At 61.8% G+C, this 14,303-nt stretch carries 14 protein-coding genes; all 14 read left to right on the top strand.

Going from position 1 to position 14,303, the window contains the following annotated elements:
• Position 1 precedes the first annotated feature (1 nt).
• A complete protein-coding gene (gene mltG, locus QMX88_RS20475) occupies positions 2–1,225 on the top strand; it encodes an endolytic transglycosylase MltG (RefSeq protein WP_282372045.1) in 1,224 nt (407 codons plus the stop codon).
• 43 nt (positions 1,226–1,268) lie between these two features.
• Complete coding sequence (gene tmk / locus QMX88_RS20470; RefSeq protein ID WP_192172727.1) at positions 1,269–1,913, top strand: dTMP kinase; 645 nt, start codon at positions 1,269–1,271, stop codon at positions 1,911–1,913.
• Complete coding sequence (locus QMX88_RS20465) at positions 1,906–2,892, top strand: DNA polymerase III subunit delta' (protein WP_282372044.1); 987 nt, start codon at positions 1,906–1,908, stop codon at positions 2,890–2,892. Before tmk ends, QMX88_RS20465 begins: the two co-directional genes overlap by 8 nt.
• 43 nt (positions 2,893–2,935) lie before the next feature.
• Positions 2,936–3,292, top strand: coding sequence for a PilZ domain-containing protein (locus QMX88_RS20460; RefSeq protein WP_037011754.1), 357 nt, complete (start codon positions 2,936–2,938; stop codon positions 3,290–3,292).
• A 15-nt stretch (positions 3,293–3,307) separates the two neighbouring features.
• On the top strand, positions 3,308–4,093 hold the full coding sequence (locus QMX88_RS20455; RefSeq protein ID WP_282372043.1) for a TatD family hydrolase: 786 nt from the start codon (positions 3,308–3,310) through the stop codon (positions 4,091–4,093).
• A gap of 466 nt (positions 4,094–4,559) precedes the next feature.
• Positions 4,560–5,246 carry a TetR/AcrR family transcriptional regulator gene (locus QMX88_RS20450; protein WP_192172724.1) on the top strand — a complete coding sequence of 229 codons (687 nt, stop codon included), beginning with the start codon at positions 4,560–4,562 and terminating at the stop codon, positions 5,244–5,246.
• 117 nt (positions 5,247–5,363) lie between these two features.
• Positions 5,364–5,969, top strand: coding sequence for a DUF4823 domain-containing protein (locus QMX88_RS20445; protein ID WP_282372042.1), 606 nt, complete (start codon positions 5,364–5,366; stop codon positions 5,967–5,969).
• A gap of 10 nt (positions 5,970–5,979) precedes the next feature.
• Entirely contained in the window at positions 5,980–6,543 is a 564-nt protein-coding gene (locus QMX88_RS20440; RefSeq protein ID WP_282372041.1) for a DUF1285 domain-containing protein, read from the top strand.
• A 108-nt stretch (positions 6,544–6,651) separates the two neighbouring features.
• The gene (locus QMX88_RS20435) at positions 6,652–7,662 is read left to right on the top strand and encodes an aspartate-semialdehyde dehydrogenase (RefSeq protein ID WP_282372040.1); all 1,011 of its coding nucleotides are present in this window, start codon (positions 6,652–6,654) and stop codon (positions 7,660–7,662) included.
• 116 nt (positions 7,663–7,778) lie between these two features.
• Entirely contained in the window at positions 7,779–10,595 is a 2,817-nt protein-coding gene (locus QMX88_RS20430) for a FimV/HubP family polar landmark protein (protein WP_282372039.1), read from the top strand.
• Between the two features lie 212 nt (positions 10,596–10,807).
• Positions 10,808–11,632: a tRNA pseudouridine(38-40) synthase TruA gene (gene truA, locus QMX88_RS20425; protein ID WP_282372063.1), complete on the top strand. Its 825-nt coding sequence runs from the start codon at positions 10,808–10,810 to the stop codon at positions 11,630–11,632.
• 59 nt (positions 11,633–11,691) lie between these two features.
• Positions 11,692–12,312 (top strand): phosphoribosylanthranilate isomerase, encoded by a 621-nt coding sequence (locus tag QMX88_RS20420; protein WP_282372038.1) that lies wholly within the window; start codon positions 11,692–11,694, stop codon positions 12,310–12,312.
• Between the two features lie 284 nt (positions 12,313–12,596).
• Positions 12,597–13,517 carry an acetyl-CoA carboxylase, carboxyltransferase subunit beta gene (gene accD, locus QMX88_RS20415; RefSeq protein ID WP_192172945.1) on the top strand — a complete coding sequence of 307 codons (921 nt, stop codon included), beginning with the start codon at positions 12,597–12,599 and terminating at the stop codon, positions 13,515–13,517.
• Positions 13,514–14,303, top strand: a 790-nt coding sequence (locus QMX88_RS20410; RefSeq protein WP_282372037.1) for a Mur ligase family protein, incomplete at its 3' end; no start/stop codon positions are given. The genes accD and QMX88_RS20410, both read left to right, overlap by 4 nt.

Here is a 14,303-nt window from a genome sequence, read left to right as displayed (position 1 = left end):
CGTGATCCGAAAATTACTCGTCTTGCTGGAAACAGGTGTGGTTCTGGCGGGGCTCTTGCTGGGCGTGGCTTATTGGCAGCAGAACAGCGCGCTGCAGCAGCGCCTCAATCTGACCCAGGAAAAACTGCTGGATGTGCCGTCGGGCTCTTCGCCGACCGGCGTGCTGAATCGGCTGCAAGCCGACGGCGTCATCAAGGACGCGTTCTGGCTGCGTTTGTACTGGCGCTTCAATCTGCAGGGCCAGTCGCTGCACAGTGGCGAATACCGCATGGCACCGGGCATGAACGCCGAGTCGCTGCTCGATCTCTGGCAAAAAGGTGAAGTGGTGCAATACAGCGTCACCCTGGTGGAGGGCTGGACCTTCCGTCAGGTGCGCGCGGCACTGGCCAAACAGGTCAAGCTGGAGCAGACGGCGAGCGGCCTCAGCGACACTGAGCTGATGGCGAAGCTGGGGCATCCGGACGTCTTCCCCGAAGGCCGGTTTTTCCCGGACACCTATCGCTACGTGCGCGGCATGACCGACGTCGAGCTGCTCAAACAAGCCTATAACCGCCTGGATGAAGTGCTTCAGGAGGAATGGGAGAAGCGCGCTGCCGATGTGCCTTACACCGATCCTTACCAGGCGCTGATCATGGCGTCGCTGGTGGAAAAGGAAACCGGCGTGCCTCAGGAGCGCGGTCAGATCGCCGGCGTATTCGTGCGTCGCTTGCAACAGGGCATGTTGCTGCAGACCGATCCGACCGTCATTTACGGCCTCGGCGACCGGTACAACGGCAAGATCACCCGCGCGTTGCTGAAAGAGCCTACCCCCTACAACACCTATGTCATCTCCGGCTTGCCGCCAACGCCGATTTCCATGGTCGGGCGTGAAGCGATCCATGCGGCGATGCACCCCGTGGCCGGCAACAGCCTGTACTTCGTGGCGAGAGGGGACGGCAGTCACGTATTCTCCGCCGATCTGGATGCGCACAACGCGGCGGTAAAGGAGTTTCAGCTCAAGCGTCGCGCGGACTATCGCTCCAGCCCGGCGCCTGTCGCTGCACCGGCGCTGCCGGCGAACGCCGTCGAGCAGCCGCCGTCAGAGCCGCAACCCATAGAGCCGCCATCGACAGAATCAAAGGCGACCGAGCCGAAGGGGTCTGAGCCGGACGCGAGCGAGCAGTCGCCGAAACCGCAGACAGACGCTGCAGCTCCGTCGACTCCAGCCAATGACCCCGGCAAATGACAACCGCGAGCACACTCGCCATGAATCTGACCAAGGACTGCCCGTGACCGGTTTGTTTATTACCCTGGAAGGCCCCGAAGGCGCGGGCAAAAGCACCAACCGCGACTACCTGGCCGAACGGCTGCGCAGTGAGGGCATTGATGTCGTCCTGACCCGCGAGCCCGGCGGTACGCCGCTCGCCGAGCGTATCCGCGAGCTGCTGTTGACGCCGGGTGACGAGCAGATGTTCGTGGATACCGAACTGCTGCTGATGTTCGCCGCCCGCGCGCAGCACCTCGCCGCGCTGATTCGCCCGGCGTTGGCGCGGGGCGCCGTGGTGCTTTGCGACCGATTCACCGATGCCACGTACGCGTATCAGGGAGGCGGCCGAGGCCTGCCCATCGAACGCATCGCCGTGCTGGAAGATTTCGTCCAGGGCGCGCTGCGTCCCGATCTGACTCTGGTGTTCGATCTGCCCATCGAGATCGGCCTGGCCCGGGCTTCCGCGCGCGGTCAGCTGGACCGTTTCGAGCAAGAGGGCCGAGCGTTCTTCGACGCCGTGCGCAGTACGTATCTGTCGCGCGCGGCCGCTGCGCCTGAGCGTTACCGCCTGGTAGACGCGGCGCTGCCGCTGACTGAAGTCCAGGCTTCCCTTGATGTGCTGGTGCCTGAGTTGACCGCGCTGCTGGCGGCTCGCCGGCATGGCTGAGGCTTATCCCTGGCAGCATGGCCTGTGGCAGCAACTGGCGGGCCGCAAGCAACATGCTCACGCCTATTTGCTGCACGGTCCGGCCGGTATCGGCAAGCGGGCGCTGGCTGAGCGTTTGATGTACCTGCTGCTGTGCCAACGCCCGGCAGGCCTTGAAGCGTGCGGCCAATGCAAATCCTGCTCGCTGCTGGCGGCCGGCAGTCACCCCGACCATTACGTGCTGGAGCCTGAAGAGGCCGACAAGGCCATCAAGGTCGATCAAGTGCGCGATCTGGTCAGTTTCGTGGTACAGACCGCGCAGATGGGCGGGCGCAAGGTGGTGCTGATCGAGCCGGTCGAGTCGATGAACATCAACGCCGCCAATGCCCTGCTGAAAAGTCTGGAAGAGCCGTCGGGCAACACCGTTCTGTTACTGGTCAGCCATCAGCCGAGTCGGCTGCTGCCTACGGTGAAGAGCCGATGCGTGCAACAGGCGTGTCCGCTGCCCAGTGATGCCATGAGCATCGCCTGGCTGGCCGATGCGCTGCCCGATTGCACCGAGCAGGAACGCGTTGAGTTGCTGACCCTCGCGGCCGGTTCGCCCCTGGTGGCGGTCAAGCTGCACGCCCAGGGTGTTCATGAGCAACGGGCGCTGGTGGTGGACGGCGTTAAAAAGCTGCTCAAGGGCCAGCAATCGCCGACCCAGCTGGCCGAAGGCTGGAAGGACATACCGCTGTTGTTGCTGTTCGACTGGTTCTGCGACTGGTCGAGCCTGATCCTGCGCTATCAGCTGACCCAGGACGAAGAAGGCCTGGGCCTGGCTGACATGCGCAAGGTCGTGCAGTATCTGGCGCAGAAATCGTCCCAGCGCAACGTGCTGGCGATTCAGGACTGGGTGCTGCTGCAGCGCCAGAAGGTCATGTCAAAAGCGAACCTGAACAGGGTTTTGTTGCTCGAAGCATTATTGGTGCAGTGGGCAGGCCTGACCGGACAGGGTTAGACTGGCCATCTGCATGACATCATGCATTGCCTGAGGAAACGAGATGAGCGTGCCACTGAGTCCAGGTCCACGTAACGGCATTCTGTCCCTGACCATTAAGGACAAGTCCGTCCTGTACGCCGCGTACATGCCGTTCATCAAAAACGGCGGCCTGTTCATTCCCACCAGCAAAAGCTACAAGCTGGGCGATGAAGTGTTCATGTTGCTCAACCTGATGGACGAGCCCGAAAAGATTCCGGTCGCGGGCAAGGTCACCTGGATCACGCCGAAGGGCGCTCAGGGGAACCGCGCCGCTGGCGTTGGGGTGCAGTTCAACGATGGCGACAACACCGCGCGCAACATGATTGAAAACTACCTGGCCGGAGCGCTTAAGTCCGACCGTCCTACCCACACGATGTAAGTTGCCCCCGCCGCCATGCTTGTAGATTCCCATTGCCACCTTGACCGCCTCGACCTCAGCGCCCACGACGGCTCCCTCGACAACGCCCTGCAAGCGGCGAGAGAGCGGGGCGTTGGGCACTTCTTGTGCATCGGCGTCAGTGCCGAGAATGCCGGTGCCGTAAAAGCGCTGGCCGATCGCTACGATGATGTCGATTGCTCGGTCGGCATTCACCCGTTGGACCTCAAGCCCGGCGAGGCGCCTGCGCTGGAGTGGCTGCTCGGCGAACTCAACCATCCGCGCGTGGTGGCTATCGGCGAAACCGGTCTGGATTATCACTACGAGCCTGAGGCAGCCGAGTTGCAGCAGGCCTCGTTCCGGCTTCATCTGCAGGCGGCCAACGTGACCGGCAAGCCTGTGATCGTCCACACCCGCGGTGCGCGTGCCGACACGCTGGCGCTGTTGCGTGAAGCCGCGTTGCCTCAAGCCGGGGTGCTGCATTGCTTTACCGAAGACTGGGACATGGCCAAGGCCGCGCTGGATCTGGGGTTTTATATCTCGCTGTCCGGTATCGTCACTTTCCGCAACGCCGACGCGCTGCGGGACGTCGCCAGCAAAGTGCCCGCCGACCGTCTGCTGGTCGAGACCGACTCGCCGTACCTGGCGCCGATCCCGTATAGAGGCAAGCCGAACCTGCCTCAGTACGTGCGTGAAGTGGCCGAGTTTCTGGCGATGTTGCGCGGCGAGACCTACGAGCGTTTTGCCGAGCAGACCAGCGAGAACTTCAAGCGGCTGTTCCCGATGGCGCGCGTCAAAGGCTGATCCGCCGTGCATGGCAGTGCTTGCCAAGCCCCTGGCGTTCAGCAAATCGCAGGCAAAAAAAACCCGGGTTCTGGGGGGTGAATCCGGGTTAAGACCATTAGGAGTAAAACAAAGACACGCTATCCATTGGTGTCCTTACCAACGCTGGCACTTGGGGGAGATGCTGCGTTGGCGAATATAAGTATTGGCTATAATCCGCAGGCGTCCAGCCGCACGCTGTACGATTTTTAAACAGTTTTGGAATACCTGACGACCTGCTGATACCGCAACTCCACCGACGCCCCTGATTTTCGACTGACTGTCTCATCCCGCCAAAAACCGAGACTGGTTCGGCCTCGAGCGTTTCCTTTTTGCCTGCCGTTGTCGAAAATCGTCAGAAAACGGATACAGGTCGGATCGTTCGTGCATTCTGCTGCGGGATAGGCATAATGTGGCGCTTCTGATTCCGAACCCATAGTCTCCTCCTATGCAGAAAGAACCTCGTAAAGTCCGTGAGTTTCGCCGCCGTGAGCAGGAGATTCTCGACACCGCGCTCAAGCTGTTCCTCGAACAGGGCGAAGACAGCGTCACCGTCGAGATGATCGCGGATGCCGTGGGTATCGGCAAAGGCACCATCTACAAGCATTTCAAATCCAAGGCCGAGATCTACTTGCGCCTTATGCTCGACTACGAGCGCGATTTGAACGAGTTGCTGCATTCGGCGGACGTCGACAAGGACAAGGAAGCGCTGTCCCGCGCCTACTTTGAATTCCGCATGCGCGACCCCCAGCGCTACCGGCTGTTTGACCGCCTGGAAGAGAAGGTGGTCAAGGGCAATCAGGTGCCGGAGCTGGTCGAGGAGTTGCATAAGATCCGCGCCTCCAACTTCGAGCACTTGACCCTGTTGATCAAGGGCCGAATTTCCGAAGGCAAGTTGGAAGACGTTCCTCCGTATTTCCACTACTGCGCCGCCTGGGCTCTGGTGCATGGCGCGGTGGCGTTGTACCACTCGCCGTTCTGGAGCAATGTCCTTGAAGATCAGGAAGGTTTCTTCCAGTTCCTGATGGACATCGGTGTGCGCATGGGCAACAAGCGCAAGCGGGATGTCGACCACGGCCACGAGACCAAACCCGAGCGCCAATCCGACTCCCAGGCTGACCCTGCTGCCGAATAAATCGCAGCCGCAAAAACCCGATTCAGCGAGCGAAACCGTCTCCAGGTCCGACATGGCGCAAAAGCTGCATTAACCGGCCATTCGCCGGTTTTCCGTCGCCGGACTTTGGAGATAAACATGCGTAGCCTGGTTTTACTGCTGGCTCTACTGGCGTTGAGTGGCTGCATGCACGTCAGCGATCTGGCACAAGGCGCTCACGATGAGCTCAGTGACGCCGGGCTGCTGGATCACAGTTCGACCCGCCGGTTGAACAACTTTCGCGTGCAACCTGACTCGTTCATCTATATCGCCCAAGGCGCCTTTGCTCCCCCGGGCGGCGCCTACCCGCGTCCCAATGTCGTGGCCGAAGAAGCCTTCAGCGGTTTTATCGAATATTTCCCGATGGTCCGCCGCGCCCGCGCCCCGGAAGGTCTGGATGACGCGATGAACGAGGCTCGGGCCGCCGGCGCGCACTATCTGCTGTACACCCGTTTTGCCAAAGCTGATGACCGCATCGGCACGTTTGACGAGTGGTCGGACCAGGAAGCAGTGGACCGTCTTGGCATCGACAACGGCGTCATACAGCTGATGCTGATCGAAACCAACACCCGCTACCTTATCGATTCGGCACGCATTCACCTCCGTGGTGGTCTGCTGACTTTGTACGACACCAAGCCCGAGGATTTGCTAGGACCCCCGATGGAAGCTTACGCTCGGGGTTTGCTGGGCGTCGAAGCACGCTGAGGAGTGGCGTATGAGTGGGCAGGACAAAGCCAACGATCTGTTGGCCCAGATTGCCAGGAGCGGCAAGGGCTTGCCGCCGGTGCACCTGTGGAACCCGGATTTCTGCGGTGACATCGACATGCGCATCGCCCGCGATGGCACCTGGTTCTATCTGGGCACGCCCATCGGTCGCAAGCCGATGGTCCGGCTGTTTTCCACCATTATTCGCCGTGATGGCGACGATTACTTTCTGATCACCCCGGTCGAGAAGGTCGGCATCAAGGTCGACGACGCCCCTTTTGTGGCGGTCCTGCTGGACGTTGAAGGCAGCGGTGAGTCGCAGTTGCTGCGCTTTACTACCAACGTCGACGACGGGGTGGAGGCGGGGGCCGACCACCCGCTGCGTATTGACCTCGATCCGCAGAGCCAGGAACCGGCGCCTTATATTCTGGTGCGCAACAACCTCCAAGCGCTGATCCACCGCAACGTCTTCTATCAGTTGGTGGACCTTGCCGTGGTGCGTGAGATCGACGGGCAGCGCTGGCTGGGGGTATGGAGTGGTGGCGAGTTCTTCCCCATTGGCCTTGAGCCCTGATCCCTTCATTTCTGTTTCCACCACGTTCGCTAATCCGCTCGCGGCCAATTGCCTGACTTTTGCCAGGCAGTTACAGTGCCGCCCCCCGATTTTTCCTGAGGTTTTTCCATGAGTCAGTCCTTTGATATCGCCGTGATCGGCGCCACCGGTACTGTCGGCGAAACCATCGTCCAGATTCTCGAAGAGCGCGACTTCCCGGTCGGCGATTTGCACCTGCTCGCCAGCGTCGAATCGGCCGGTAGCTCGGTGCCGTACCGTGGCAAGAACGTCCGCGTGCGTGAAGTCGATGCCTTTGATTTCAGCAAGGCCAAGATTGCGTTCTTCGCCGCGGGCGCTGCCGTCACCCGCAGCTATGCCGAGCGCGCCACCGCCGCCGGTTGCGTGGTGATCGACCTGTCCGCCGGCTTGTCAGTCGAGCAGGCGCCGAATGTGGTGCCCGAGGTCAACGGCGCCCGTTTGGCTGATCTGGCCACACCGCAGCAGGTGGCCTGCCCAAGTTCCAGCGCCGCCGCCCTCGCGCTGGTGCTGGCGCCGTTGCGCGCACTGCTGAACATCGAGCGGATCACCGTGACGGCGTGCCTTGCGGTGTCGAGCATGGGCCGCGAAGGGGTCACCGAACTGGCCCGGCAAACCGCCGAGCTGCTCAACGTTCGCCCCCTCGAACCCAAGGTGTTTGACCGGCAGATGGCGTTCAACGTGCTGGCCCAGGTGGGCAAGCCTGACGCCGAAGGTCATGTGCCACTTGAAAAACGTTTGGTCAGTGAGTTGCGCGAGTTGCTCTCGCTGCCTTTAATCAAGGTCGGCGTGAGTTGCATCCAGGTACCGGTGTTCTTCGGCGACAGCCTGAGCGTGTCGGTGCAGACCCGCGAGGCGGTTGACATCAACGCGGTCAATGCGGCGTTGGAAACGGCCGAGGGCATCGAGCTGGTTGAGGCCGGCGATTACCCGACGCCGGTAGGCGACGCGGTAGGGCAGGATGCTGTCTATGTAGGACGTTTGCGCGGGGGCGTCGACGACGGTTGTGAACTGAATTTCTGGGTCACGCTGGATAATGTGCGCAAGGGCGCCGCGTTGAACGCTGTGCAGGTGGCTGAGTTGTTGATAAAAGATGTTGCGTAAAAGATACTTGCCCACAACTCGAAGAATCATTCTAGCTGCGGCGTGTCGATACGCCCTACACCCGAGCAGGCATTATCTTCGCGATTGCCGGGGAAATTTCAAACAAGGGATGGGCTATGGTTCAGGTTCGTAAACTCGTTTTAGCAATCGCTGCGGCTTCGGCGCTGTCATCGGGAATGGCCCAAGCGCTCGGCCTCGGCGGTCTGACCGTGAAGTCGACCCTGAATCAGCCGCTGTTGGCCGAAATCGAGCTGACGGAAGTGCAGGACCTCAATGCCTCCCAGGTGGTGCCGAGTCTGGCGACTTCTGCGGAGTTTGCTCAGGCCGGCGTCGGCCGGGTGGCGATCCTGGATGACCTGACCTTTACTCCGGTCGTCAATCCCGGTGGCAAGAGCGTGTTGCGCATCACCTCCACCAAACCCATCCGCGATCCCTACGTGAAGTTCCTCGTTCAAGTGCTCTGGCCCAATGGCCGTGCGCTGCGCGAATACAGCCTGTTGCTGGACCCGCCGAAATTCTCGCCGCAAGCCGCGGCGGCCGCCGCTCAACTGCCTTCGACGGCACCGAGCGCCGCGCCTGCCCCGGCTCCCGCCGCCGAGACACCGGCCGCGGCGCCTACAACGCCCGCTCCAGCGCCGGCGCCGGAACCCAAGTTCACTCAATACACCACCGCCAATAACGACACGCTCTGGGAAATTGCCGAGCGCGTGAAAAATGGCGGGACTGTGCAGCAGACCATGCTGGCGATTCAGGCGCTGAACCCTGATGCCTTTATTGCCGGCAACATCAACCGCCTGAAAAAAGGTCAGGTGTTGCGGTTGCCGTCGCCGCAGGAATCAACAGCGCTGGCACAGCCTCGCGCGGTGGCCGAAGTGGCCGAGCAGAATCGCGCCTGGCGCGAAGGCCGACGCCTGCCGAGCGGTGCGCGTCAGGTTGATGCGACCCGTCGCGACCGGGCTGGCGCTGCGCCGTCGCAGATTGACGCCAAGGACAACCTCAGCCTCGTCTCTGCCAACAAGGCGGGCGCGAAAGGCAAAGCCGGTGACAATGCCGATATCAGCAACCAGCTGGCGACCACCCAGGAAAGCCTGGATACCACGCGTCGGGACAATGCCGAGCTAAAGAGCCGCATGACCGACCTGCAAAGCCAGGTCGATAAACTGCAGCGCCTGATTCAACTGAAGAATGACCAGCTGGCGAAAATGCAGGCGTCGGGGGCAGCGGTTCCGCCGCCCATTGATGCCGCCAATCCTGCCAATCCCGCGGTCAGCCCCAACAGCGTCACCAATCCGAACAACGCCGCCAACCCGGCGATGCAGGCCCAGGTCGTGCCGAACGCCGTGGCGCCTGATGTTGCCGGCAAGGCCCCCGACGAAATCGCCCCGGAAGACGCATTGCCGGTGGACGGGGCGGCAGTTACCAGCGCCACGCCTGATCAAGCGCTGATTGTGCCGACAGAACCGGTGGTCGATGAAGACAACCGCAGCGCCCTCGAGAAGATCCTCGCCAGCCCGATGCTCATGGGCCTTATCGGTGGCGGCGCGCTGTTGCTGTTGCTGCTGCTTCTGTTGCTGCTGGCCCGCCGCCGCAACGCGCTGATAGAAGCCGAACGGCATCGTCAGATGGCGCGTGCCTTGTCCGAAGAGTCGGACTTCGCGTCCGACATGGACATGCCTGCCAGCAGCTTCGAAGGCCTGGAGGCGCCGGCGCCCCACGCAAAGACGCCGCCGGCGCCGACCGTCGCCGAGCCGGTCCGCGAACATCCGGCTGACGCGCTCGTTCAGGCTGAAATCCACATTGCATACGGCCGCACCAATCAGGCGGTCGCTGTTCTCGAAGACGCCATCAAGCACGAGCCGCAGCGCAGTGATCTGCGCCTCAAGCTAATGGAAGTCTATGCCGAGCAGGACAACAAATCCGGGTTTGTCGCGCAGGAGCGGCAACTGATCGCCACGGGAAAGAACCACGCTGAAGTCGAAGAGCTGAAATCCCGCTATCCGTCCATGGCCGCTGCGGCTGCGGCGGCCGCGGGGGTGGCAGCAGCAGCGGCTTTAGCAGCGGAAATGGACGCAAAGTACGTTGAAGAGCTGCTCCATGATGAGCCTGAAGTCGCCGCGCAGCCTGCTCCGGCTGCCGAAACGGTCACCGAAGTGCCGCTGGACGAAGAGTTCGACAACGCCTTTGACCTGAGCCTGGATGACCTGGACAGCGAATCGCCTGCTGCTGCGCCCAACCGCGCTGCGGCACAGGACACCGCTGCACTCGACGACCTGGACCTGGACGCGCCGTTTGCCGGGTCGGCTTCCGATGACTTGGATTTCGACGCGATCCTGCGCGAGCAGCAGGCGACATCCGTTGCTGCCAAACCGGCCGATCTGGACGATTTCGATCTGGATCTGGCAGAAGATCAGCCGGCGTTGAAGGCCGAAGACGATTACTTGCTGGGAATGGAAGACGATCTGCGTGATCTGCCGCCGTTCGAACAGCCTGCATCGTTGGGCGCCACCAAGCCTGGGCTGGAAGATGACATCGAGTTGCCTGCCGATTTCGACCTCTCACTGGCTGACGAGATGGAAACCGAGCAGGCGTCCGAGGCGTTCGCCTCCGAGATCGACGACGTCAATGCCGAGCTGGACCGTCTGTCACAGAGTCTGGAACAGCCACCGATTGCCAAGCCGTTCGACACGGCGCTGGACAAGCCGGTGGAAGCATCGCCTCGTTTCACCGAAGACGACGCTCTGCTGGCGGACGACGAACCGGAATTCGACTTCTTGTCCGGCACCGACGAAGCCGCGACCAAGCTGGACCTCGCCCGGGCCTACATCGAAATGGGCGACGCCGACGGCGCGCGCGACATCCTCGATGAGGTTGTGGCGGAAGGTGACGACGGCCAGAAGACCGAAGCGCGGGACATGCTGTCGCGCCTTGTCTGAGCGGATTCATCGCTGCAGAAAACGACCGCTTCGGCGGTCGTTTGCGTTTCCGGGTCGGGCATTTCGGCTTGTCCCTCGCCTCCGGGTCAACCGTTGGCCGCTGCCGATGGCGTCTTTCTTTTCGATCCGTATAATGGCCGCCCTTGCGCACATCGACAGGCTTTAAGCTCTTGGCAACTACAGACACCGAGGCAGAAACAGCGGCAGCCGAACTGGCCGCCGAAGGTTTTTCCAGAATCGCTCTGGGCGTGGAATACAAAGGCTCGCGCTACAGCGGCTGGCAGCGCCAGTTGACCGGCGTGCTGACCGTCCAGGAAACGCTGGAAAATGCCCTGTCGAAAGTGGCCGATTCGCCGGTGTCACTGATGTGTGCCGGGCGCACCGATGCGGGCGTGCATGCGTGCGGTCAGGTGGTGCACTTCGATACCCAGGCCGAGCGCAGCATGAAAGCCTGGACCATGGGCGCCAACATCAATCTTCCCCACGACATCAGCGTGACCTGGGCCAAGGTCATGCCCGCGCATTTTCACGCGCGTTTCAAAGCCATCGCCCGTCGCTATCGTTATGTGATCTACAACGATCAGATCCGGCCGGCGCACCTGGGCCAGGAAATCACCTGGAACCACCGCCCGCTGGATGCCGAACGCATGGCGCTGGCCGCCGAGTATCTGGTCGGTACCCACGATTTCAGTGCGTTCCGTGCCGGGCAATGCCAGGCCAAGTCGCCGATCAAGCAGCTTCACCATCTGCGCGTCACCCGCCACGGCAAGATGATCGTCATCGATGTTCGCGCCAATGCCTTCCTGCATCACATGGTGCGCAACATTGCCGGCGTCCTGATGACCATCGGGGCAGGGGAGCGGCCGATCGAGTGGGCGAAGGAAGTGCTCGAAAGCCGAGTGCGAAGAGCCGGCGGGGTGACGGCTCATCCTTTCGGCCTGTACCTGGTTCAGGTGGAATACCGCGACGAGTTCCCATTACCGGATCGCTACATAGGCCCGCATTTTCTCACTGGCTTCTCGGAACTGGACGGCTGACGCAGGTGACTGCATTTGCTACCATCCGGGACTTTCGCAAGGCTTGAGGTCTCCACTACATGTCAGCCGTTCGCAGCAAGATCTGCGGGATTACCTGCATAGAAGATGCGTTGGCCGCCGTTGACGCAGGTGCCGATGCCATCGGGCTGGTGTTTTATCCCAAGAGCCCGCGCTTCGTGACGGTGGAGCAGGCCCAGGCAATCGTTGCCGCGCTGCCGCCCTTCGTCAGCACCGTCGGCCTGTTCGTCAATGCCGAGCGCGCTGACTTGAAAGCGTTGCTCGACGTCGTTCCCCTCGACCTCATTCAGTTTCACGGCGATGAAACCCCTGAGCAGTGCGAGGGATACAACCGTCCGTACATCAAGGCCCTGCGCGTTCAGGCCGGCGACGACATCGCGGCCAGTTGCGATGCCTACGCCAACGCCTGCGGCATCCTGCTCGACACTTATGTCGCGGGCATTCCGGGCGGGACGGGTGAAACCTTCGATTGGGCGCTGATTCCAAAACATTTGAGCAAACCGGTGATTCTCGCCGGTGGCCTGACCTCGGCCAACGTTTCCCAGGCCATCGCGCAGGTGCAGCCCTACGCGGTTGATGTGAGCGGCGGGGTGGAGAAGTCCAAAGGACTGAAGGACCACGACAAGATCCGTGCATTCATGAGTGCTGTACACGGGGCTTAGGGTATTTGCCCGGCAACATTGGCCGGGATGTGACGGCGGACCAACGGTCGCCGTCCACTAGCCTGCCATCCGCTGATGCGCGTGGCCGAATTGATTGAGCGAAGACGTCTTGCGTCTCGTGATGGAAGTTGAGAGTGGTGTTGGTGAATGTTGTTTTGGCAGGTCAGGCCTCGCGCCGATCGCTGTACGACATTTGGCGGCACCGTACATGACATTGGTTTAAGGGCATGCGCATGGCACCGATTGCCATCGCGTTCGAGCCATCGGTACTGGAGAAAGAAAGCATGAGCAACTGGTTGGTAGACAAACTGATCCCTTCGATCATGCGTTCCGAGGTCAAGAAGAGCTCGGTGCCCGAAGGTCTGTGGCACAAGTGCCCGTCCTGCGAAGCGGTGCTGTATCGCCCGGAGCTGGAAAAGACCCTGGACGTCTGCCCGAAGTGCAACCACCACATGCGCATCGGCGCCCGTGCCCGTCTGAATATCTTCCTGGACGCCGAAGGCCGTCAGGAGATCGGCGTTGATCTGGAGCCGGTGGACCGTCTGAAATTCCGCGACGGCAAGAAGTACAAGGATCGCCTGGTCGCCGCGCAGAAGCAGACCGGTGAAAAGGACGCGCTGATTTCCATGAGCGGCACCCTGTTGGGCATGCCGGTGGTGTGCAGCGCATTCGAGTTCTCCTTCATGGGCGGCTCGATGGGTGCGGTCGTGGGTGAGCGCTTCGTACAAGCCGCCAACTACGCGCTGGAAAACCGTTGCCCGATGATCTGCTTTGCGGCCTCCGGCGGTGCGCGCATGCAGGAAGCGCTGATCTCTTTGATGCAGATGGCCAAGACCTCGGCCGTGCTGGCGCGTCTTCGTGAAGAAGGCCTGCCGTTTATTTCCGTGCTGACTGACCCGGTCTACGGCGGTGTTTCTGCCAGTCTGGCGATGCTGGGCGACATCATTGTCGCCGAGCCCAAGGCCCTGATCGGCTTCGCCGGCCCTCGCGTGATCGAGCAGACCGTGCGCGAGAAGCTGCCGGAAGGCTTCCAGCGCAGCGAATTCCTGCTCGACCATGGCGCGATCGACATGATCATCCACCGTCAGGAACTGCGTCAGCGTCTGGGTAACGTCCTGGCGCAGATGATGGGGCTGCCGACGCCGAAATTCGTGGCGCCGAAACTTGAGCCGATCGTTGTGCCGCCTGCTCCGGCCAACCTATGACCGCACGCTCTTTGAGCGACTGGCTCAGTTACCTGGAACAACTGCACCCCTCGGCCATCGACATGGGGCTGGAACGTTCGCAGCAGGTGGCCACGCAGATGGGCCTGACCCGGCCGGCGCCGAAAGTGATCACCGTCACCGGCACCAACGGCAAGGGCTCGACCTGCGCATTCGTTGCTTCTTTGTTGCAGGCACAGGGCCTGAAGGTCGGCGTTTACAGTTCGCCGCACCTGCTGCGCTACAACGAGCGTGTCCAGGTGCAGGGCGTTGAGGCGACTGACGCCGAGCTGTGCGCGGCGTTCGAGGTGGTCGAGCGTGGCCGTGGCGACGTCTCCCTGACTTACTTCGAGATGGGCACGCTGGCAGCCTTCTGGCTGTTCGAGCACGCCGGGCTGGACGCCGTCGTGCTGGAAGTCGGTCTCGGCGGGCGGCTCGATACGGTCAACCTGATCGACGCCGACATGGCGCTGGTCACCAGCATTGGTGTCGATCACGCGGAGTTTCTAGGCAATACCCGTGAGAGCGTGGCCTTCGAGAAGGCCGGGATATTCCGTGAAGGAAAGCCCGCGCTGTGCGGCGATCTCGGTCCACCGCAGCCATTGCTCGACAAGGCGCGGTCACTGAATTGCCCGCTGTCGCTGCGCGGTCGCGATTTCGAGGTGCAGATCAACGCGACGGGTTGGGACTGGTCGGGCACCGACGCAAACGGCCGGAAAGTCGAACTGCATTCGCTGCCGTTACTCGACCTGCCCATGCAGAACGCGGCCCTGGCGCTGCAGGCCTACC

Source organism: Pseudomonas sp. PS02290 (assembly GCF_029960075.1).
Taxonomy (GTDB): domain Bacteria; phylum Pseudomonadota; class Gammaproteobacteria; order Pseudomonadales; family Pseudomonadaceae; genus Aquipseudomonas.
Note: the sequence above shows the minus strand (reverse complement) of the source record. Positions and strands in the feature narration are given on the sequence as shown.